This is a genomic window from Pedobacter gandavensis (genome assembly GCF_032678465.1).
Taxonomy (GTDB): domain Bacteria; phylum Bacteroidota; class Bacteroidia; order Sphingobacteriales; family Sphingobacteriaceae; genus Pedobacter; species Pedobacter gandavensis_B.
Genome location: NZ_JAVTSK010000003.1, coordinates 262,223 through 283,447 on the forward strand (window position 1 = coordinate 262,223; position 21,225 = coordinate 283,447).

The 21,225-nt window shown below is 40.4% G+C and carries 18 protein-coding genes; 12 read left to right on the top strand and 6 right to left on the bottom strand.

Annotated elements, in window-relative coordinates; all coding sequences use genetic code 11:
- Positions 1 to 87: 87 nt before the first annotated feature.
- From R2Q94_RS07255 to R2Q94_RS07265, 3 genes are read right to left on the bottom strand one after another with little or no spacing between them, the layout of a single operon-like run.
- Positions 88 to 1,434 carry a sensor histidine kinase gene (locus tag R2Q94_RS07255; protein WP_316820783.1) on the bottom strand — a complete coding sequence of 449 codons (1,347 nt, stop codon included), beginning with the start codon at positions 1,432 to 1,434 and terminating at the stop codon, positions 88 to 90.
- Positions 1,424 to 2,767, bottom strand: coding sequence for a sigma-54 dependent transcriptional regulator (locus tag R2Q94_RS07260; protein WP_316820784.1), 1,344 nt, complete (start codon positions 2,765 to 2,767; stop codon positions 1,424 to 1,426). Before R2Q94_RS07260 ends, R2Q94_RS07255 begins: the two co-directional genes overlap by 11 nt.
- 44 nt (positions 2,768 to 2,811) lie before the next feature.
- Positions 2,812 to 3,018 (bottom strand): hypothetical protein, encoded by a 207-nt coding sequence (locus tag R2Q94_RS07265; protein ID WP_316820785.1) that lies wholly within the window; start codon positions 3,016 to 3,018, stop codon positions 2,812 to 2,814.
- A gap of 35 nt (positions 3,019 to 3,053) precedes the next feature.
- On the opposite strand from R2Q94_RS07265, the gene R2Q94_RS07270 reads away from it, so the two are divergent.
- The 7 genes from R2Q94_RS07270 to R2Q94_RS07300 all read left to right on the top strand — a co-directional run bounded on the left by R2Q94_RS07270 (position 3,054) and on the right by R2Q94_RS07300 (position 10,236).
- Positions 3,054 to 4,313 (top strand): efflux RND transporter periplasmic adaptor subunit, encoded by a 1,260-nt coding sequence (locus R2Q94_RS07270; RefSeq protein ID WP_316820786.1) that lies wholly within the window; start codon positions 3,054 to 3,056, stop codon positions 4,311 to 4,313.
- A gap of 215 nt (positions 4,314 to 4,528) precedes the next feature.
- The gene (locus R2Q94_RS07275; protein ID WP_316820787.1) at positions 4,529 to 5,206 is read left to right on the top strand and encodes an ABC transporter ATP-binding protein; all 678 of its coding nucleotides are present in this window, start codon (positions 4,529 to 4,531) and stop codon (positions 5,204 to 5,206) included.
- 1 nt (position 5,207) lies between these two features.
- The gene (locus tag R2Q94_RS07280; protein WP_316820788.1) at positions 5,208 to 7,634 is read left to right on the top strand and encodes an ABC transporter permease; all 2,427 of its coding nucleotides are present in this window, start codon (positions 5,208 to 5,210) and stop codon (positions 7,632 to 7,634) included.
- A 168-nt stretch (positions 7,635 to 7,802) separates the two neighbouring features.
- Positions 7,803 to 7,994 carry a hypothetical protein gene (locus tag R2Q94_RS07285; protein ID WP_316820789.1) on the top strand — a complete coding sequence of 64 codons (192 nt, stop codon included), beginning with the start codon at positions 7,803 to 7,805 and terminating at the stop codon, positions 7,992 to 7,994.
- A gap of 108 nt (positions 7,995 to 8,102) precedes the next feature.
- Positions 8,103 to 8,732, top strand: a complete 630-nt coding sequence (locus tag R2Q94_RS07290; RefSeq protein ID WP_316820790.1) for a TetR/AcrR family transcriptional regulator — start codon at positions 8,103 to 8,105, stop codon at positions 8,730 to 8,732.
- An 8-nt stretch (positions 8,733 to 8,740) separates the two neighbouring features.
- Entirely contained in the window at positions 8,741 to 8,965 is a 225-nt protein-coding gene (locus R2Q94_RS07295; RefSeq protein WP_316820791.1) for a hypothetical protein, read from the top strand.
- A 26-nt stretch (positions 8,966 to 8,991) separates the two neighbouring features.
- Positions 8,992 to 10,236, top strand: a complete 1,245-nt coding sequence (locus R2Q94_RS07300) for an MFS transporter (protein WP_316820792.1) — start codon at positions 8,992 to 8,994, stop codon at positions 10,234 to 10,236.
- Between the two features lie 10 nt (positions 10,237 to 10,246).
- Here the strand turns inward: R2Q94_RS07300 and R2Q94_RS07305 are convergent, their stop codons facing one another.
- Both R2Q94_RS07305 and R2Q94_RS07310 read right to left on the bottom strand, forming a co-directional pair.
- Positions 10,247 to 12,163 carry an ATP-dependent RecD-like DNA helicase gene (locus tag R2Q94_RS07305; protein ID WP_316820793.1) on the bottom strand — a complete coding sequence of 639 codons (1,917 nt, stop codon included), beginning with the start codon at positions 12,161 to 12,163 and terminating at the stop codon, positions 10,247 to 10,249.
- Positions 12,164 to 12,304: 141 nt separating this feature from the next.
- The gene (locus R2Q94_RS07310; protein WP_316820794.1) at positions 12,305 to 13,030 is read right to left on the bottom strand and encodes an AcvB/VirJ family lysyl-phosphatidylglycerol hydrolase; all 726 of its coding nucleotides are present in this window, start codon (positions 13,028 to 13,030) and stop codon (positions 12,305 to 12,307) included.
- Positions 13,031 to 13,320: 290 nt separating this feature from the next.
- Between R2Q94_RS07310 and dnaA the strand changes: the two genes are divergently transcribed.
- Positions 13,321 to 14,754: a chromosomal replication initiator protein DnaA gene (gene dnaA / locus R2Q94_RS07315; protein WP_316820795.1), complete on the top strand. Its 1,434-nt coding sequence runs from the start codon at positions 13,321 to 13,323 to the stop codon at positions 14,752 to 14,754.
- A 98-nt stretch (positions 14,755 to 14,852) separates the two neighbouring features.
- A complete protein-coding gene (locus R2Q94_RS07320; RefSeq protein WP_316820796.1) occupies positions 14,853 to 15,545 on the top strand; it encodes a uracil-DNA glycosylase family protein in 693 nt (230 codons plus the stop codon).
- Here R2Q94_RS07320 and R2Q94_RS07325 read toward each other — a convergent pair.
- Positions 15,532 to 16,254, bottom strand: coding sequence for a Crp/Fnr family transcriptional regulator (locus R2Q94_RS07325; protein ID WP_316820797.1), 723 nt, complete (start codon positions 16,252 to 16,254; stop codon positions 15,532 to 15,534). The genes R2Q94_RS07320 and R2Q94_RS07325 overlap by 14 nt on opposite strands.
- Positions 16,255 to 16,462: 208 nt before the next feature.
- Here R2Q94_RS07325 and R2Q94_RS07330 point away from each other — a divergent pair, with 208 nt between their 5' ends.
- From R2Q94_RS07330 to R2Q94_RS07340, 3 genes are all read left to right on the top strand, one after another.
- Positions 16,463 to 16,840: a DUF1508 domain-containing protein gene (locus R2Q94_RS07330; protein WP_316820798.1), complete on the top strand. Its 378-nt coding sequence runs from the start codon at positions 16,463 to 16,465 to the stop codon at positions 16,838 to 16,840.
- A 295-nt stretch (positions 16,841 to 17,135) separates the two neighbouring features.
- Complete coding sequence (locus R2Q94_RS07335) at positions 17,136 to 20,066, top strand: tetratricopeptide repeat protein (protein WP_316820799.1); 2,931 nt, start codon at positions 17,136 to 17,138, stop codon at positions 20,064 to 20,066.
- Positions 20,067 to 20,132: 66 nt separating this feature from the next.
- Positions 20,133 to 21,197 carry an alpha/beta hydrolase gene (locus R2Q94_RS07340; protein WP_316820800.1) on the top strand — a complete coding sequence of 355 codons (1,065 nt, stop codon included), beginning with the start codon at positions 20,133 to 20,135 and terminating at the stop codon, positions 21,195 to 21,197.
- The last annotated feature ends 28 nt before the right edge of the window (positions 21,198 to 21,225 follow it).

The following is a 21,225-nucleotide window of genomic DNA, read 5'->3' on the forward strand; positions in this document are numbered from 1 at the left end:
AATGCTGTTGCAAAATTAAAAAGAGGAGGATGTTTTTGCAAATAAGAGCATCATTCCACCGTCATATTCAGGAGGATTTAATGTCTTTTAAGAAGGCATCAGAATCGTAAAGCAGGAGCCCATTCCTTCAACAGATTGAAATTGCATTTGTCCATGATGTAACATCACAATTTGTTTACATAACGGTAGACCGATTCCACCACCGTTTTTTTTAGTGCTAAAAAATGGAACAAAAATACTGTCCATAATTTCTACGGGAATGCCACAACCATTATCTGTGACTTTAATGGATAGCTTTCCTTTTTCCACCTGCTCTGCTGAAATTACAATTTTTGCCTTACTACTGTTTTGAACAGCCATTGCTGCATTTAAAATCAGGTTAATCAATACTTGTTCTATTAAAGCCTGATCGAGCTTGGCCATTAACTTTTGATCCGCTAATATGAGTTCTAAAATAATGTTTTTTTGTGCCAGACTGGGTTCCATCAATTGATAAATGTTTCCTAAAAGCTTGCTGATCAAAAGGGGTTGAAGAACAGGGCTCGTAATCTTATTCAGATTTCTATAGCTCTCTGCAAACTTCAAAAGACCTTCACTTCTTCTTTGGATGGTTTCCATTCCAGTTTCTAAATCATCATAAATTTGCAATTGATGACTGGGTTTTTCGAGGTTTTCCAGGCGGACTTTAAGTGTGGCCGCCAAGGAAGAAATCGGAGCAATCGAGTTCATCAGTTCATGGGTCAATACTCCAAGTAATTTCTGCCAGGCCCGGGCCTCTGTTTCATCCAATGCCTCGTTGATGTTCTGGAAGGCGACCACTGTAAATCTTAGCTGATCTGTCTTAAAAGCTGTAGCGGAGAGCAGGACTTTTAAAACCTGATCTCCACTTTTAAGGCTGACAATCCTGGATTCCCCCGGTTTTAGTGAAATGATTTTATGATACAGTTTTTCATCCCTTTGTATTAAACGATCAATAGTTTTCAAATAAGGCAGTCGCAATAACGATTTCAGGGATTCGTTCATCCAGATTACCGTACCATTATCAGCCTGATAAGATAGGATCCCTGTATCAATCAGTTCCAAAAGTTTTTTCAGGTACTGATACTGTGTTTCCTTTTCTCTGGCGATCTGCATAAAGGCAGTATTGATCTCATTAAAACCTGTTCGAAGTGGTTTTAACTCAGATGGTGCATGCTTTACTTCAAAATGAGAGGAGAAATCCCGGGAACGTACAGCTGCAAGGAAATTGTTAAGTTCCCTGTACATTTTCTGTTGACGCTGATACATGACTATCATTTGATAAATGATGGCAATAGTCAGTAACAATAAGGCCGGATACCAGGACTCAACCAGGCACCAGGCAGCCATAGCCAGGCTGATAAAAAGCAGTCCGGTTTTCCAGGCGATGTTCCATGTGGTTGCTTTAGATGTCATATTTGTGCAGCCTGCGGTACAAAGCATTTCGGGTGATCCCGAGTTCTTTAGCAGCCCAGGTAATATTTCCCCTGTTTTTTTCGATCACCTGCAGAATGGCATTTTTCTCTAAAACCCGTAAACTCAGGTCGTCTGTAGCCGGAATCGCGGTCTCAATAGGAGAGAAGACCAGGTCAGTTGATTTCAATAAAGGCCCTTCCGCCATAATGACTGCCCTTTCCATAGTATATTGAAGTTCTCTAACATTCCCAGGGAAGGTATAATGAAGTAATTTGTCCAATGCAGCTTCCTCCAAAGGCATTGGGGATTTGAAATATTTATCGGTATAAACCTTACTGAAATGTTTAGCTAATAAGAGCACATCTTTTCCTCTGCTTCTTAAGGGGGGTACTACAATTTCTACTGTATTGATGCGGTAGATTAAGTCTTTTCTAAAACGATCATCACTGGCGAGTTCTTTTAGAGCAACATTGGTGGCACAAATCAACCGGATGTTGACCGGAATCGGGTCATTGCTACCTAATTTGATGACCTGACGGTTCTGTAATACACTCAATAACTTTGCCTGCTGCTGTAAACTGATGTTGCCAATCTCATCTAAAAACAAAGTACCCTGATTTGCGGCCTCAAAACGCCCCATCCGGTCTTCTCTGGCATCAGTGTAAGCACCTTTTTTATGTCCAAATAATTCACTCTCAAATAATCCTTCACTTAAAGCGCCAACATCCACTTTTACAAATGGCCTTGCTGCTCTTGTAGATTGTTCATGAATCGCATTTGCGATCAGATCTTTACCTGTGCCATTTTCACCAAGTATCAGAATGTTGGCATCAGTTGGTGCCACACGGCTTATTTTATAAAGAATGTCTTGCATGACATCAGATTTGCCAATCAAATCTGTACCATTTCCCTTTGGAGTTCCGGAGCCCTTACTTTTAGTTTGTTCCTGACCCTCCAATGCCCTGTTTAGCGTTTCGAGCAATTTATTATTGTGCCAGGGCTTTACTACGAAATCTGTAGCACCTTCCTTTAGAGACCGGATCGCAAGGTCAATATCAGCATAAGCAGTCATCATGATGATCTTCATTTCAGGTGCCAGCGATTGTACTTTGTTGAGCCAATAGAAGCCTTCATTGCCATTGTTGATGGCACTTTTGAAGTTCATATCCAGAAGCATGAGGTCAAACTTTCTGGATGCAAGCAGGGCAGGTAATTGTTCTGGATTCTTCTCGGTCTGTACTTCCTTTGCTTCTGTATTCAATAAAAGCCTGAATCCTGTAAGTACATCCGGGTCGTCATCAACTACTAAAATAGACCTGTTTTTGAGCTGCATATATGAAGTGTTTTGGTTTAAATGGCGATTACAAGTATAACATTTTAGGGATTCTTATCCATGTTGATCGCGATAAAAATGATCGTTTTTAACTGTACCGAAACCGAACGGTAATTGTTCGGATGCGAACGCATGATTTGAGTGCTTTGTTGTTTAATGTATTGATTTTCAGTCGTTTGTTTAATTGGTATGGCTTTTATCAGTTCCTTTTGCAGGGCTTCTGACTTGGAAGCCCTGGTGTTGATCAGCACTTAAGGAACATTTTAAATTATAAATACAACATAAATTGGATCAGATTGTAAAGAAAAAACGTTGGAGCTTTAAGCGTCTGGCTTTATGGGGATCAGGAGGACTGCTCCTTGGATTAATCGCTTTTGGTTATCTCTTTACTTCTGGTAAGAGCCGGGTAAAGGTAGAAGGAACTCAATTGGTAGTTGCGGAAATCAAAAGTGGATTGTTCCAGGAATTTATTCCTGTAAATGGTATAGTGCTTCCCATAACATCCATTTATCTGGATGCTGCAGAGGGAGGCCGGTTAGAAGAAAAATATGTAGAAGATGGAGCTTTTCTTAAAAAAGGAGATCCCATTCTCCGCTTGTCCAATACGGATCTGGAGCTGAGTCTGGCCAATCAGGAAACAGCCGTGTTTAACCTGCTCACACAGATGCAGATTTCCAGGAATGCTGCCCAACAAAATACGATTGGTAAGCTCAATCAAATGGCAGATGTAGAGAGTTCATGGCAGGAAACAGAACGCGCCTATCTTGTTAATAAAAAATTATTCGATCAAAAGATCATCGCGGCACAGGAATTCAAACAAAGTCAGATTGCCTATGATTATCTGCGTAAAAAGAAAAGATTAACCGAACAAATTTTAAAACAGGATTCTGTTTTGACCAAACAAGAGCATTTTCAAAGTAGTCAGTCTATCCAACGTACCCAAAATGCGCTGGCAGTGATGCGGAAAAAGGTAGAAGATTTAACGGTAAGGGCTCCGGTAGCCGGTCAGCTAACTTCCCTGGATGCAGAAATTGGGCAGAACAAAAATAAAGGAGAAAGATTGGGGCAGATTGATGTGATCAGCGGATTTAAAGTGCGTGCAGAAATAGATGAGCATTATATCTCCAGAATTTTTCCAGGTCTTGTCGCAGAGTTTACTTTTAACAACAAAAAGACCATTGTAAAAGTGAAGAAGGTCTTTACTCAAGTTTCTAATGGGAAGTTTCAGGTTGATATGGAATTTCCAAACAGTACTCCCCAAGGCATTAGAAGAGGGCAAACTTTGCAGGTTCGTTTGGCATTGAGTGATGCAACGAATGCTTTGTTATTGCCAAGAGGAGGTTTTTATCAGAAAACCGGTGGAAACTGGATTTTCAGAGTGAATAAGGATGGAAAAACGGCACAAAGGGTAGACCTGCGTATCGGTCGGCAAAATCCGGAATTCTATGAATTAAAAGATGGATTACAACCTGGAGATCGGGTCATCATCTCCGGATATGAATCTTTTGGCGAGGTGCAGGAACTGATCCTGAACCAGGGCAAATAGTATGTGCTACAGCTCTGTTTTTATGTTGGGAAATTATAACATTAAAGTCCAATTGAACCAGGATTTATAACTTAACAGATGATGTGCCAAAATAAAACAATACCAAAACAAACCTCAAATTGAGGAAATGAAACTGAATTTTCAATGAAATCATATAAAATTGTCCTTCAAAATGAAATTAACGCTAATATACCTCACCAAATAAAACCTGAACCGTGATCAAAATCAAAGACCTTAAAAAAATCTATCGCACAGAGGAGCTGGAAACCACCGCTTTAAATGACCTCTCATTTGAAGTGAAACAAGGAGAATTTGTAGCCGTAATGGGCCCCTCCGGTTGCGGGAAATCCACCCTGCTCAATATCCTCGGACTCTTGGACGACCTCGATGAGGGAAGTTTTGTATTTAACGGCACTGAGGTGGCTAAATTCAACGATTACAAGCGCTCAGAATTGAGAACTGAAAACATTGGTTTTGTGTTTCAGAGTTTTAACCTGATCGACGAGCTGACTGTTTTTGAAAATGTAGAATTGCCTTTGATTTATACTCCACTGAAAGAAAAAGAAAGAAAAAGGATGGTGGATGAAGTGCTGGAAAAAATGCAACTCATGCATCGTAGAAACCATTTTCCTCAGCAACTTTCCGGCGGACAACAGCAAAGGGTTGCTGTAGCCCGTGCAGTGGTGAACCAACCAAAGCTGATTCTTGCCGATGAGCCTACGGGAAATCTGGACTCCCATAATGGAGCTGAAGTGATGCAGCTCATGACGGATCTGAATGCTCAGGGAACCACCATTATCATGGTTACTCACTCCGAACATGATGCAAGGTACAGTCACCGGATCATAAGAATGTTAGACGGACAAGTGGTTACTGAAAATATTCTCGCCTAATATGATCAAGCATTTTGTTAAAGTTGCCCTGCGCAACCTGCGTAAGAACATGTTTTATACGCTCATTAGCCTCATCGGTCTGATCATTTCTATGGGCGCCTGTGTCATCCTGATGAATTATGTAGATTTCGAATCAAACTATGATGATTTTCACAAAGACAGCGATAAGATCTACCGGGCAGAATCCTTCTTTACCCTGAATGGAACAGTGACCGATTCATGGGCCACCAGTTCTTTTGGGTATGCCGGCGCAATGAAAGCGGAATTTGCCGAAGTAAAAGACATTACCAGAGTAAATAATAAAGATTGCGAAAGGATTGTCCGTTATCAGGATAAAATCTACAGGGAGCCAAGGGTGGTGATTGCCGATAGTAATTTTTTCAGTTTCTTTACCTATCCGCTTTTAAAAGGGGAGCCTAAACGCATCCTGAAAGAGCCGAATACCATTGCCATTTCTGCCTCAGCAGCTAAAAAGTACTTTGGTGAAGCAGATCCTATCGGGAAAGTACTGGACATTACGACCCGTAAATCGGTGTACCATTGTGCGGTTAGCGGGGTCTACGCGGATTTTCCGCCACAATCTCATCTGAACCTGGATATGATCATCTCTTATGCCAGTACCACGCCATTTGAACGGGATTTCTGGTACCAACATGAAGCTTACACCTATGTAAAAACCAATAATGTGGATGATGCGAAACGTATTGAAAGTAAATTCCCTGCATTGGCAGAGAAATTTAAAACTGAAGATGCTATGCGTGATAAACGATGGGAGATTAGTATGGTGCCACTTACCGATATCCATTTGAATCCATTAAAACCCTATGAGTTTGAAGTAAAGGGCAGCAGGCAAAATATTCGCTTTATTTTTTTCTTTGCCCTCATAATCCTGATCGTAGGCTGGGTGAATTTCATCAATATCATGACCTCCAGGTCTATTGAACGTGCCGGAGAAATTGGAGTCAGGAAGTTAGTAGGTAGCAAAACCAAACACATGGTGACCCAATTTTTCATTGAGTCCTTTATGATCAATTTTATGGCAGTTGTGGTCTTCCTGATCCTGATGGTAGTGGCACTTCCATTTTTGGAACAGTACTATTTCTCAGCAATGTTTAATCAGTTCTGGCAGCGACCTTTGGTGTGGGGACTGCTGGTTCTGATCTTTTGTTTGAGTACCCTGATTACCGGAGCAGTTCCGATCCTTATTTTGAGAAAGGTTAAGATTGCTGTGGTCCTGAAAAACAGGATGTCCTTCCGTGTTAGGATGGGTAAAGGCCTGCGTCAGGGACTCATTATTTTCCAGTTTACAGCAGCAGTGGTACTCATTGTTTCTACGATCACTATCCGCCGACAAATGCAATACATGCAAAGTAAAGATCTGGGGGTTTCTTTAACTCAAACGCTGGTTTTTAAAACCCCGGCAAAGACAGATGCTTATGATGAAAAACTGAAAATGATCACTGAGAAAATGAAAACCATTGGAGGAGTGAAAGCCCTGACCATGTCGAGTGCAGTTCCAGGAAAAATGGTGGGTTATTTTATGGCCAACCAAAGGGATAGTGATCCGGAAAAAATCTCTGTACTCAGTGAAATGCTTCGGGTGGATTATGATTTCATTAAGGCTTATCAATTGAATATCCTGAAAGGACGGAATTTTTCCAGAGATTTTGGCGCAGATCAGGAAAGCTCCGTGATCCTGACACAAAGCGCTTTGAAACATTTTGGTTTTAAGGATGAAGAAACTGCAGTAGGAGGCTATATCAATCTGGAAGGCCAGGGCGCCAGGAAATACGAAGTGATCGGGGTAGTGCAAGATTACCATCACCACTCATTAAAAGAGAACTTCCGACCAGTGGTGTTGTTGATGTTTAGTCCATGGGGCGGGCTGGATTATGAATTTATATCCGTTAAAATTCAAGGAGCGAATCCTCAGGTCATTCTTTCTCAGATAGAGCAAGAATATAAAAGCGTGTTTCCGGATTCTTCTTTTGATTCATTTTTCCTGGATGAGTTCTTTAACAGACAGTATAAAGAAGATGTAACCTATGGTACGATCATCATGATCTTTACCTGGTTAACGATTTTTATCGTTTGTCTGGGTATCCTGGGGATCGCAAGTTTGATGTTATTAAGAAGAACTAAAGAAATTGCCATCAGGAAGATCAGTGGAGCAAGGCCACATCAGATTGTGAAATTGATCAATATGGAGTTTATACGTTGGGTGGGCATTGCCATCCTTATTGGAACCCCTTTATCCTGGTTTATCATGAACAACTGGCTGGAAAACTTTCCTTACCGGACGATGTTGGAGTGCTGGGTGTTTTTGATTGCTGGTTTTCTAACGATTTTAGTTACAGTGCTGACCGTAAGCTTCCAAACTGTAAAAAGTGCGCTGGAGAACCCTGTGAAGAGTTTGAGGAATGAATAAAAAATAATTTAAGTAAGGGCAATAAAAGAGGTTCTGGTGGAAAACAATAATTATGTATAGGAGAAGGAATAAGATTAAGAAATAGGTAACAAAAATTTGATGTTCATGCAGTAGGGCTGGCCTGAATTTTGTGACCTTGAAGCAAATCTCACCTTAAAAGAAAACATTATGAATCAAAAGGAAGTAAATGACGAGTATGTAAATGCAGTAAACAAAATTGAAACTATTTTAAAGTTCGATAAGACTGTTTATCCTAATGCTACAGCCTTTATCCACCAATTGTTAAAGCTGGCGAAAGACAATCATTTTCAGGTATTGACCAAGGATGGCTCTAGTTTAGCAGAGGCCATCGAGGGATAAGAAATAGACAAAAGATACAACCTGCTGTATCCAAAGGAATCAACCCGGCAACGATTGCCGGGTTTTTTATTGCCCTGAGAATATTTTAATTAAGCTTGTTATAACTAAATGAATATTCATTTATATTTGCTGCTCAATAAAAATAAAATGAGAATCAGGGATGTAAATAAAATAGAGTTGGTGAAAGAGAAGGCCGTAGAACTATTGGTAGAGGTCGGTTTTGAGGGCTTTACCATGGCTAAGCTGGCAAAATCATGCGGTATTTCCGTGGCCACTTTATATATCTACTATAAAGATAAAGATGATCTGATTCTTCAGGTGGGCCTGGAAGAAACTCAAAGATTAAGCGCAATGATGCTGGAAGGCTTTGATCCTGAGTTTTCTTTTGCAGAGGGTTTAAGACACCAATGGGAACATCGTGCAAAGTGCATGTTGGAAAATCCACTCACCTGTCAGATGATTGAACAACTGCGAACCTCCACTTATCAGGAAAAGATTTTCGAATCCATGACCGAGAGTTTTAAACAAACCCTGGGTGTTTTCATGGAAAAGGCAGTGGCAAATGGGGAGATCGATGCCTTGCCAATGGAGACCTATTGGTCTGTCGCCTTTGGCCCATTATATGCCCTGGTTCGTTTTCACAATGAGGGGCGCAGCATTGGAGGCAGACCCTTCATTCTAACCGATGAAATCCTATGGGCCTCCTTTGATTTAGTATTGAAAGCATTTAAAAAATAACCTACAACATGGAAATTAACGGATTTAGTGTGTTGCTATTTAAAACAAATATCCGCACCGAAAGTGATAAACAATTTATGACTGAATTGATGCAGCTGCATGACATTAGCCAGTGGACCGTCGATCAGGAAGATGTTGACTGTGTGCTGAGAATTGTCTCAAATGAAGTACAGCTCAACGATGTCATTGCATTGGTCAGCCAACATGGATACCAGTGTGAAGAATTAACCTAACCCTTACCGGACAAACTCCGTAATAAATGGATCAAAGTATACCCAGTCAGATTGCGCCGCCGTTTTCTGCTTATCAAAAATTAGTCATTGTTTTATTGGCTTTATTGCAATTTACCATTGTATTGGATTTTATGGTGCTTGCCCCTTTGGGCGATTTCCTGATGAAATCTTTGTCGATCACACCTAAAGGTTTCGGGCTTGTAGTTTCTTCCTATGCTTTTAGTGCCGGTGCATCAGGAATTCTGGCTGCGGGATTTGCGGACAAGTTCGACCGTAAAAAGCTGTTGTTGTTTTTCTACACTGGATTCATTGTTGGAACACTATGCTGTGCCATGTCTACTACTTATGAAATGCTCTTGGGAGCCAGGATTGTGACCGGACTCTTTGGAGGAGTCATAGGTGCAATTTCTATGACCATCGTCACCGATATTTTTGCTGTACACCAGCGGGGGAGAGTGATGGGCTTTGTACAGATGGCCTATGCCGCAAGTCAGATTTTAGGTATTCCTATTGGTCTTTATCTGGCCAATTTATGGGGATGGCATGCTGCTTTTTACATGATTGTGATGCTGGCAATTGCTATCGCCTTTACGGTTGTTTTCAAAGTAAAGCCCATTGATAAACACCTGGCAATTCAATCAGATAAAAATGCATTCTTACACCTTTGGCACGCCCTTTCAAATCCTTCTTACCAGACTGGATTTCTAGCTACGGCCTTTCTAAGCGTTGGAGGCTTTATGCTGATGCCCTTTGGTAGCGCATATCTGATCAATAATATCAATATTACTCAGCAAGAATTGCCGATCGTATTCATGTTTACTGGTTTGGGCTCGATTGTGATGATGCCTTTAATTGGCAAACTGAGTGATAAACTGGATAAGTTTATGATCTTTTGCGCGGGTTCTTTGCTTGCCATAGTGATGATCCTGATTTATACCAATCTGACACCGGTTCCTGTATGGCAGGTGGTGGTGTTAAATATGGTGCTGTTTATGGGCATCATGAGCAGGATGATTCCCGCAACGACCTTAACGATGAGTGTCCCTGACCAAAAGGATAGAGGAGCATTCATGAGTGTAAATGCCTCCTTGCAGCAAGTTGCAGGGGGTATAGCGGCCCTTTGTGCCGGATTAATTGTTAGCCAGGAAACGAAAAGTAGTCCGCTGCAACATTATGATACTTTAGGGATCGTAGTTTCCGTACTGGTGTTCATTTGTGGGTTCTTTGTCTACCGGGTAAATGTGATGGTGAAAAAGAAAGGGCAGGCTTAAAAAGTTGCCCTTAAAAAAGTTGCATGGTGGTGGCATTTTGTGCCGCCCCAGGCGTATTTGCTTTCTTTTTCAATAAGTCCTGAATCTTCTTCATCAGCTCACGTTGGTTCTCCCAGTTTGCAGCTTTACTAGCGATCTCTGTTGCCGAGCGTATTTTGAAAATCTTATGGTCAGCCACCAGGCGATGTTGGGTAAACAAAGCCACCAGTTTTTGGTCTCCTTTATTTTTCGGCCTGGTACGGATGTGTTTATTCAAAAGATTGATCACTTGTAAAGTCAGTTCCTTTGCAAAGTAATTATAGGCAGCATCCATTCTGACATGGATTACCGCAGGATCTTTCAGCCCACGCTCTTTTTGAAGTTGCCTAAGTTGGGATTGGAATTTAACCGCTACCGCCTGAAGTCCTTCTATTGATCTGCTCAGGTTACCAATCATGGAACGGAACTCCGGATCAGTTGATTTCATGATTTCATGATCCGCGGTCAGCTTTTCAAAAGATTCTGTCAGTTCATTGAAGGAGAAAGCAGTGCTGAATAGGTGAATAATATATCTTTCCTGAGCATCCGAAAGGAAATCGCTTAGAGAATCCACATGGCCTAATTTCATATAGTTAAGTACTTCTATATTGGAACGGAGACTCTCTTTATTGATCTTAGAGCGGAGGATCAAACCATTTAAGGTTCTTACCCTACTTAAAGCCACATAAACCTGCCCAGATACAAAAGAGTTTCCGGCATCAATAATGGCACTATCAAAGGTTAATCCCTGACTTTTATGAATGGTTACTGCCCAGGCTAGTTTGATTGGAAATTGAAAAAATTCACCTACCTGTTGTTGTATGATCGCATTATTTTCGTTCGCTTTATACTCAAAGGATTGCCAGGAGGACCTTTCCAATAATAAGTCTTCCTGTTCATCAGGAAAAGTGATATAAATTTCTTCTCCTCTGATTGATTTTACCTTTCCAATCTTCCCGTTGTAGAATTTACGATCGTCGCCAGTATCATTTTTAATGAACATCACCTGGGCACCTACTTTAAGTCGCAAAGACTGTTCTACCGGTAATACCTGTGGACTAAATGTTCCTTCCACCTGACCTTCAAAAACAAAATCCTCGCCTTCCAGTTCATCTGCCTTCTCATTATTGATGGTATTGGCTTCCGCATTATGAGATGTAATGATGATGTGATTAGAACCTTCTGCCTGTTTAAAATCAGGGTCAAAGCGTTGATTTAAGATCTCCAGCCGCGCATCACCAATCTGATTATTCCGGATGTCATTCAGAATGTCCACAAACTCCGGTTCCGTTTGCCGGAACACCTTTTTAAGTTCTACCTGTAACAAAGGGTTTTGTTTTACTACTGTGGCTTCAAAGAAATAAGGGGAAGGGTAGATCCGGCTCAATAAATCCCAGTCTTCTCTTTTCGTTACCGGAGGTAATTGAAAAAGATCCCCGATCAATAAGAGCTGTACGCCGCCAAAGGGTGCATCATTTTTTCTGACCATCCTGAGTATCGCATCTACGGCATCAATCACATCACAGCGCACCATAGATACCTCATCAATGATCATAAGCTCCAGCTCCATCAATAGTGTTTTTCTTTCCTTCGAATAGTTAAGTTCTGTAAGCAGACTTTTGATAGAAATCACACCAGCTCTTAAACTGGCCAGGTTCACATCGCCCGGAAAGAATGATCCCGGAGGCAATTGAAACAAGGAATTGATGGTAACGCCTTTTGCATTCATGGCTGCTACACCCGTGGGTGCAACGATGACTGTCTTTTTCGCTGTCGTCTCTTTTATTTTTCTAAGCAAAGTAGTTTTTCCGGTTCCGGCTTTTCCGGTGAGGAAGATGCTTTGGTTGGTATATTCTATAAAGGAGATGACATTGTCAAAAATTTCATTGGCGGAATCCACAGTACTCATGGCGACAAATTTAACCTAAATTTCCTAATTCTTCCAGATTAGCGGTGATCAATTGTAGGCTTTGAACCATTATCTAATTACTGCCTGATGCTCATAGAAATAAGATGTTGATGAGCTGACGGTGATCATTGTGTCTAGATATCAATGTGTCTTTACTGGTATTCCAGATACAATCGTTTCAATGGCCGCTGCTTCATAACTATGATCACCTGGAACAAGGATCAATTTGAAATTTTTAAGCTGCAGATCCTTTAATGCTTTGGGGTTTTCATCTATTCCATAATAACAAAGAATCGGAATATTGATCTTTCTGACTTCCGGGATCACCTTGTAAGGTTTGTCGTCGCCACCAATATTGAGGAGGTCAACTGTCCGGACTTTAAAATCACTGGTGGCAAAAGGGGAGCAGAGTTGAATGCCGGAAATCCTTCTTTTGGCACCGAAGGGTAGGCGGTTATACGCAAAGGGAATAATATCTGCACCAAAGGAATATCCACATAGGTAAATCTCATTGGCATTGTACATCCTGCGGTAGGTTCTCAACAGTAACAATAAGTGTTGAGAAAGTTCTTCCGGTGTTCTTTGTTCCCAGAAATAATTCCTGGTGTTGAAACCCACTGTCTGAAAACCCTGCTTTGAGAACTGTTGGGCCAGACCATCTTCAAATTCAAGCCAGCCACCATCACCTGAAAGCAGGAAAATTAGTTTTCTCGACTCTGGCATCACACTCGGATAAAGTATGACTGGCAAATCATAATCGTCCTTTTCAATGCCCGCATGCCTGATTTTTCGATCACGTAAAAACAATCCGCAGCCAGAAAGCAGGAGTAAAAACGCTAAGAGAACTACTGCTTTAGAATGATCCATTATTCTTTTGATTCTTTGTGATTTTCATGCTTTGGATCTCATATTTATAATGTAATTTAGAGAAAAATTCCTCCTGACGCTCAAATGTGGAAATCTTTATTTGTGGATATCTTGTAGTTATCCACAACGTGAATAAGTTATCCCCGTTGTATGAATTTACTAATGAGCGAGTTACGAAAAAGGTGAAATTTTCCGCTTCAATGTTAGTAAAATTTATGATCTTCGCACTCCCAAAACAACGAATCCATTCGATGTTTTAAAGTTTAAAACCGTAAAATTAAAGAGAACCTATGCAAAACACTTGTACCCAAGTATGGAATAACTGTCTCCAAATCATAAAGGATAATATCCCGGCCCAGAGCTTCAAGACCTGGTTCGAGCCGATATCAGCCCTTAAGCTAGAAGGCAGCGTTTTAACTGTACAAGTACCTAGTTTGTTCTTCTACGAGTGGCTGGAAGAGCATTACGTGGCATTATTACGTAAAACGGTTAAACAACAACTTGGCGCGGAAGGACGTTTGGAGTATAATATAGTGGTAGACAAGTCTACAAATGGAGCACTACCTTATACGACTAATATGCCATCAAATGGAAGCATGTCTTCTACCAACAGGAAACAATCTATGCCAGTTCCTGTAAATGTGAACAGAGACATTAAGAATCCATTTGTGATTCCTGGATTGAAAAAGATGAATGTAGATCCGCAACTGAATTCAAACTACACGTTTGATACTTTTGTGGAAGGGGATTGTAACCGTCTTGCCCGTTCGGCAGGACATGCGGTAGCTGCAAAACCTGGTGCAACTTCATTCAACCCATTAATGATCTATGGTGCTTCTGGTTTGGGAAAAACCCACCTGGCACAGGCGATTGGAAATGAAATCAGACAAAACCTTCCTGATAAACTAGTGATCTATTTATCATGTGAGAAGTTCTGTCAGCAGTTCGTAGAGTCATTGAAAAACAATACCATCAATGATTTCGTAAACTTTTATCAGGCAATGGACGTGATCATCATGGATGATATCCACAACTTTGCCGGAAAAGAAAAGACTCAGGATATCTTCTTCCATATCTTCAACCATTTACATCAATCAGGTAAACAGATCATCATTACTTCAGATAAGTCTCCAAAAGACCTTACAGGTTTAGAGGAACGCTTATTGAGTCGTTTCAAATGGGGACTTTCAGCAGATCTTCAGATCCCTGAATTAGAAACCAGAATCGCGATCTTAAGAAAGAAAATGTATGCAGATGGAATTGACCTTCCTGATGAAGTGGTAGAATACGTAGCAAACAACATCGACAACAACGTTCGTGAGCTGGAAGGCGCAATGGTTTCGCTATTGGCACAATCCACTATGAATAAAAAAGAAATTGATTTGCAACTGGCTAAATCAATGTTGAAGAACTTCATCAAAAATACCACTAAAGAGGTTTCTATGGATTATATTCAGAAACTGGTGTGTGATTACTTTGAGGTTCCGGTACATTTATTAAAAGCGCCGACCCGTAAAAGGGAAATCGTTCAGGCCCGTCAGATTTCTATGTATTTATCAAAAGGGATGACGAAATCTTCTTTGAAAACCATCGGAGCCTTCTTTGGCGGTAGAGATCACTCCACTGTAATTTATGCTTGTCAGACGGTAGAAGATTTAATCCAAACAGATAAGACTTTCAGGGCTTATGTGAATGATATTGAGAAAAAACTGAAAATGAGCTAGTCTATAGCGCATATCAACAATATATCCTAAAACCGGGAATAGAAATCGTCAGAGATTTTTATTCCCGTTTTTTTTTGGTAAAATCTTTATCTTTAAAAATGAGCAACTGGGCAGATCGCATCATCAGTTTTAATGAAAATCTGGAGTTTAAAGGTACCTTACCTGAAGGTATCCGCATCATGAATCCTTTTAAAGAAAGTCCGCTCGCCCTCAAGGTTTCATCTGAGTTTTACCGGAAGTATTATAGCGATAACCAACCACGTCAGCTGATTTTAGGAATTAACCCCGGCCGTTTTGGCTCCGGACAAACTGGTATTTCCTTTACAGATCCAAAAAGACTAACCGGCAATTGCCATATTGAATTCGCAGGACCTATGACACATGAGCCATCCTCTGCTTATATCTATGAAATGATTGATGCCTTTGGTGGAGCAAATAAATTTTACAGACAGTTTTATATCCACTCGATCTGTCCTCTGGGATTCACCAGAATAGGGGAAAATGGTAAAGAAACCAATTACAATTATTACGATCAACCGGCTTTGTTGAAATCAGTCTATTCTTTTATTGTAGAGAATATTCGGAAACAAATTGAAATGGGTTTTGAGACTGAGCTCTGTTTTTGCTTTGGAACGGGTAAAAATGAGACTTTCTTCAGAAAGCTAAATGACGCACATCAGTTTTTCAAAAAGATTGTTGCCCTGGAACATCCAAGGTATATTATGCAGTATAAGTCCAAAGAAAAGTCAGTTTATATAGATAAATACCTTCGCGCATTTAGCGAATTTTAAGGGTTTTATTGCTGTAGCTGGAGATCTCTGCCAACATTTTGATATTGGTAATCGTGATTTTACGACCTTCCGAAACCAGAAGTCCCAGGTTTTTGAACTCTTTAAGTATTCTTACCAGATTCTCTTTTGCAATACCTGCCATGTTGGATAAATCGCTACGCGAGATATTGATCGCATCCTCATTAGACTCTTCATTCTTGTACTTTTCTCTCAATACGATCAGGGTAATTGCTACTCTTTCTCTGGCCGTCCGTTGTGTAAATACAGAAATGTTATTGGTGAGCACTGCATATTCATGGCTCATGTTCTTCAACAAACGCTGAGATAAAATCACTGAGCTGTGTAGTACTTCCAGAAAATCTTCTTTAGGAATAAAGGCAATGATACAGTCTTCAATGGCAGAAGCAGAATCCGGATAACGTTCCTCAGAAAGGATGGCGTGGTAGCCAATCAATTCACCAGTACCCGCTACATACATGATCTGTTCCCGGCCATCCCGATCCACTTTATATTTCTTGACAATTCCTTTCTGTATATAGAATATGCCTGAAGGTACTGCACCTTCTTTAAAAATCACATCCCCTTTGTTATAGGTTTCTACCGTCATGTTTGCATATAGGCGGTCGTGGTCTTCTTCAGGAATGCTTTTCAGGATAGATTGGGACTTGAAATTCCATTGATCAATTGGGAAAATACCGGCTAGGCTCATAAATGCTCGTTCTCTATTCTTTAACTATTGAATCCTTTTTGATTCCACAAAGTTACTTCTAATTTTTCTGCAATCTGGCTATATTTAAGGTCATGTTGCGGTAATAACTTTGAAATAAATTGATAATTATCAGTTTTTCGATTGACAAGTTTGCGTGTTTTTTCTAATTCATGAGCTTAAATTTGTAGCCGTAAACTTAACAAGAGTGATGGCGAAATTTCAGATTATAAGAGACCTTGACAACAAGTTCCATTTTAACCTAAAGCTAAAATCAGGCGATATTGTATTGCATAGTGCAGATAAAACTGCGGCAAAGATTTCCTGCGAAAAGCAAATAGAATTGGTAAGAGCCAATTCAAAATTTGCACAGCGTTTCAGTAGACAAACGGACGAGCAGGGTTCTTTTTTTATATTAAAGGACGCAGACAACCAGGTGCTTGCGCGCAGTGGCTATTATGAGTATTGGTTAGATATGGAGCGTAGTATTGCAGCAGTACGTAGCCATACACATGATGCAGAAGTGGATGATTTCTCTTCAACAGCACAGGCAACCAGTAAATCAGCAGCTTTGGAAATGGCAGAATAGTCTTTCAAAACACGTAAAATTCCCTATTAAGCAACACTTCGGCAGAGCGCAGAAGGGTTGCTTTTTTTTTGCCTTACCCAATATCCTGTTTACCTTTTCAGCATCTTTAATTCCTGAAGGCCAGGCATATCAAAAATAGAAAATTATAGCCTCCTCATAAAGACCAGAAGAAGTTTAACATTAACAATGAATGCAATTATTTCTGGTTCGTTAAGCTTCGAAAGGAGCTTTCTTCATTTGTATGAATTTTGATAGGAGACTTTACTTTATCTTTTTTTATGGTAATATTGAGAGTATGAAAACGCTAAAATTTTTTCTTTCTGGTTTGATCTGCCTGCAGGCAGCAGGACTTTCCGCACAAACGCTTCATCCGGATAGTGTTGTTCTTGCGCTGAAACAGTTGTCAAAAGAAAAGCAGGAGCTACTTCATCAGTTCTCTGCTTCTGGAAACAAAACAGAATACGTAGAGAAAATGTTAACCCTTGGGCTTTGGGAAGAAGCAGCACAAGCAATTTCAGTAAATCAGCAAGCCTCCCCTGATTTTAAACTGCTTAAGGCAGATTACTTGTTCCTCAATAATGAGTTTAAAGCAGCCGAAGCACTGGTAGATGCCTTTATAAAAGCAAATCCCAGACATGAAAAAGCAATATTGTTAAAAGCAGCTCTGGAGATTCAGGCCTGGAGATTGCAAGCAGCAGCTTTGCGCTGTGAACAGGCTTTAAAAACACAGCCTTCAGAAAAAATCTGGCTGATGCTAGGCAGAACAAGATTACTTCAGAAAAATTATACTGAGGCATTGATCATTGCTAAAAAAGTGTTGGCGCAAAACCCAAATAGTGCAGGAGCCTATCTTCTGGAAGCAGATGTTTACTTCTGGAACCAACAACCAGATTTGGCAGAAGCACCATTAAAGAAATCACTGAGCTTAGATCCCTACAATGCGGACGCCAGATTTAGTTACGGTTATGCGATTTGGAGAAGGATAGATGCTACCCAACTCAATGCCATGGCAGCGCAATGGGAACTGGCTTTAGCCATTAATCCATTGCACTTCCAAACGAACTGGCATTGGGGGAATGGACATACCAATCTAACTTATGCGGATTATGCCGGAAAAGATGATGACATCATTAGAAAAGCATTGAAAAAAGCAGACGATGAACTGAGTCAGGGAAAGTTAACTGAGGCTATAGAGATTACAAGAACAGTCGAAAAACAATATCCTTCCTCTGTACTTCCCGGAATGCATCGCGCTTCTATTTACTATATTGCTTTTGATATGGACCGTAAAATGCGATTGGATTCTGCAGAAAATATCTTTAGAGATATCCTAAAAAAGAAAAAGCACTATGGACCCGCGCATAATGGCTTATCTGCGGTCATCAAATCTAAAAGAATTCCTTACCTGGCTGTCTATGATTCGATTGCCAATACTTTGAATACCACAAAAATCAAGGACATGGCTAATTTTCAAAAGGTATTCCCTGATGTGAATTATTACCCTGGTGAAACGGTTAAAGCAATGGCCTGGAACCAATTATTTACCGCAGTAGTCTATTTCCCTTTCCTTTCTAAACAAGGGGAGTCTTTTCGGATTCCACCTTTACACAAGGATCTGGCAGTCACGATGAATGCACCATACTTTCGTTATATGACCACCTTCGATAATCGCCAATGGATGGATATTCGCGGGGTAGGAAGTGGTGCCGCAGCAATAGAATATGTAGAAAAGGGTGCATTTATGGAAAGAAATGTGATTCTTCATGAATACGTGCATCTTTTCCATGGTCGTGTGCTGACTGATGCCGAGAACCGTAAAATCAGGGCTTTGTATTATCAGGCGATGAAAGAAAAACGAACTCTGGATTATTATTCTCAGAACAATGAAAGTGAGTATTTCGCACAGACTTATCCTGCTTATTTTGAATCTGTAAAAGTGCATCCTCAGGATTTCAAATCCATGAATACGACATCGGATTTAAAAACCAAAGACCCGGATATGTATGCTTTTCTGGATCAATTGGTCAAAAAAGAACGTGCCTACCTGGCTGGAGATCAGAAAGCAATGGCCAGCAACTGGTCGGAAGTTTATTTGAATAAAAGCAAGGATAGCAGAAGAAGCAACCTGCGCCTGACCACAAATTACCTGGATACCGCTCTGGTATATGATCCTCTATACTTACCCGCTTATTTGTATCATGCGCAATTGAAAATAGAAAGGAAAGACTTTAAAGGCGCAATCGAATGGATTAAAAAGGCGGAAGGGGTCAATGCTAAATATGCACCCGTATATTCTGCTTACGCTGATTTGTATGCTGCGAGATTTGCTGCAGGGGAGATCGACCAGCGGGCAGGGGTTCAACAACAGGCCTTTTACCTGAAAAAGGCTTTCGCTCTGGAAGACGACTATCAGGAGCTTGCAGCCATTAACCTATCATTGGCAGAGATGTATAAGAAAAACGGCATGATTGCAGAAGCAATTGCAACAGCTACCGAATATGGGAAAACAGGTCCAACGGTATCTACTTACTTAAGGGACCGAAGGGATGATGCTATAGCCTATGCTGCGGTTTTACAATCCGGACTTGGTTATACTGCCGAACCAATAGCCATTCTGAAAGCGCTAGTTGCACAGAAACCGCAAAATTTTGAGTACAGAAATAAATACGCAGATGCATTGGCAATGAACCAACAATATGAAGCTGCAATTCAGACTTTAAAAGAAGCACAGGTGATTTTGACGGCTTCGGGCAATGCCCGGACGGATTATAACCTGAGGATTGCAGATTTTTATGCGGCAATTGGAGATCGCCAAAAAGCAGATGAATACCTTCAGCCATTCCTGAAAGGAGATCAGGTGGTAAGAAATACAGATCAGCTCAGGTATAGTCTGTTGTTGATTAAAATGGGGCATTTGGAGCAGGCAGAAAATGCATTCAAAATTGCATTTCCAAAAGGTAACCCATTTTATATGGCAGATTACTATTATACCCAGGGAAAGCTCTTATCTGCCAGCGGAAAGGACAAAACTGATGTGTCCGCATTATATGAGAAGGCAATTGCTGCTAATCCTTATCTGTTTCCCGCTTATTCCGAATTGATTAGTAATTATCAGTTGGCCGGACAAAAGGAAAGGGTTATGGTTATTCAAACGATGCTAAATAAATTAAAAATCACACCAGGTCCAGGTTTTAAGCAAAAGCTAGGCTTAGATGTTGCACCTTAATACCATTGTGGGTTGAAATGCATTCTTATATCTTAGTAGGATTATAATTACGCATTTTCAGTCAACATGACCAGAATTACCCTTTTTTTACTTTGCTTCTTTTTTCTTTCTAGTAGTTTAAAAGCCCAGCCCAGCAAGGCTAAGCCTGATCTTGACTATGCTCATAAACTTTTTCGGCAAGCCCAATCCGAATATGCTGCTTTTGAAAAGCAACATGGTGGTTTTGTACAAACAAAAAATGTCAATTTACATTACCTGAGCTGGGGAAGTTCCTCTGGGATTCCCTTAATATGGTCTCATGGGAGTTTAACTAATGGTTATGAACTGTTAAAGCTAGCTGAAGACCTGGTGAAAGCTGGTTATTACCTGATTGCTATCGATTATTATGGGCACGGTCAGACTCCTATTCCTGCACACTCAGTATCATTATATCATGTTGCCGACGACATAAAAGTCCTCATGGATCACCTTAAAATTAAAAAGGCGGTGTTAGGTGGTTGGTCAAGAGGGGGTGCCGTAAGTACGGCTTTTTATGATGCCTATCCGGAAAAAGTATTGGGTTTGATTTTAGAAGACGGGGGCTCAGTAAACATGGCCACCCATTATCATAAAATGGAGGATGCTCAATTGACAGAAACCATCAAAGGTATTATGAAATATCCAATTAAGGATACGGTATATACCAGTCTTTTTGATGCTTATTATGATAACTATGATCCGGAGGAGGGAGGAACACAATTTTCTTCATTAGCCTGGATAAGTAAGTCAGCTGAACAGCAGTGGAAAATCTATCCCGGATTAATGGAGTTGTTTCAAATGAACAGTACCCAGCAATGGTATGATCTTATTTTGCGTCCTACAAAAGTTGGACTATTTGGTAGCTCTTTTTCTACACTGATGCCAGAAGTCATTTTTAGGAATTTAAATGTGCCAATGTTGATTCTTGATCCGGTCAGTGAAAATGATTTTATGCCATTTACAACGGATAATGCCGCTTTACAGGCTAAGCATCCAAATTACATTGAACATAAGATCTATGAAAATACCGGACATAATATTCATTATGAACAACCAAAGCGATTTGTAAGGGATTTAAGTGATTTTCTGAAAAGGCTAAAACCTTCTCGTTAATTAATTGTAATTTGCTATACATCCTTTT

Coding starts and splice junctions, on each gene's coding strand:
- dnaA (WP_316820795.1), top strand. CDS start 13,321: ATGCAAAACACTTGTACCCAAGTATGGAATAACTGTCTCCAAATCATA.
- R2Q94_RS07290 (WP_316820790.1), top strand. CDS start 8,103: ATGAATATTCATTTATATTTGCTGCTCAATAAAAATAAAATGAGAATC.
- R2Q94_RS07340 (WP_316820800.1), top strand. CDS start 20,133: ATGACCAGAATTACCCTTTTTTTACTTTGCTTCTTTTTTCTTTCTAGT.
- R2Q94_RS07325 (WP_316820797.1), bottom strand. CDS start 16,254: ATGAGCCTAGCCGGTATTTTCCCAATTGATCAATGGAATTTCAAGTCC.
- R2Q94_RS07330 (WP_316820798.1), top strand. CDS start 16,463: ATGGCGAAATTTCAGATTATAAGAGACCTTGACAACAAGTTCCATTTT.
- R2Q94_RS07280 (WP_316820788.1), top strand. CDS start 5,208: ATGATCAAGCATTTTGTTAAAGTTGCCCTGCGCAACCTGCGTAAGAAC.
- R2Q94_RS07255 (WP_316820783.1), bottom strand. CDS start 1,434: ATGACATCTAAAGCAACCACATGGAACATCGCCTGGAAAACCGGACTG.
- R2Q94_RS07305 (WP_316820793.1), bottom strand. CDS start 12,163: ATGAGTACTGTGGATTCCGCCAATGAAATTTTTGACAATGTCATCTCC.
- R2Q94_RS07295 (WP_316820791.1), top strand. CDS start 8,741: ATGGAAATTAACGGATTTAGTGTGTTGCTATTTAAAACAAATATCCGC.
- R2Q94_RS07285 (WP_316820789.1), top strand. CDS start 7,803: ATGAATCAAAAGGAAGTAAATGACGAGTATGTAAATGCAGTAAACAAA.
- R2Q94_RS07260 (WP_316820784.1), bottom strand. CDS start 2,767: ATGCAGCTCAAAAACAGGTCTATTTTAGTAGTTGATGACGACCCGGAT.
- R2Q94_RS07300 (WP_316820792.1), top strand. CDS start 8,992: ATGGATCAAAGTATACCCAGTCAGATTGCGCCGCCGTTTTCTGCTTAT.
- R2Q94_RS07335 (WP_316820799.1), top strand. CDS start 17,136: ATGAAAACGCTAAAATTTTTTCTTTCTGGTTTGATCTGCCTGCAGGCA.
- R2Q94_RS07320 (WP_316820796.1), top strand. CDS start 14,853: ATGAGCAACTGGGCAGATCGCATCATCAGTTTTAATGAAAATCTGGAG.
- R2Q94_RS07310 (WP_316820794.1), bottom strand. CDS start 13,030: ATGGATCATTCTAAAGCAGTAGTTCTCTTAGCGTTTTTACTCCTGCTT.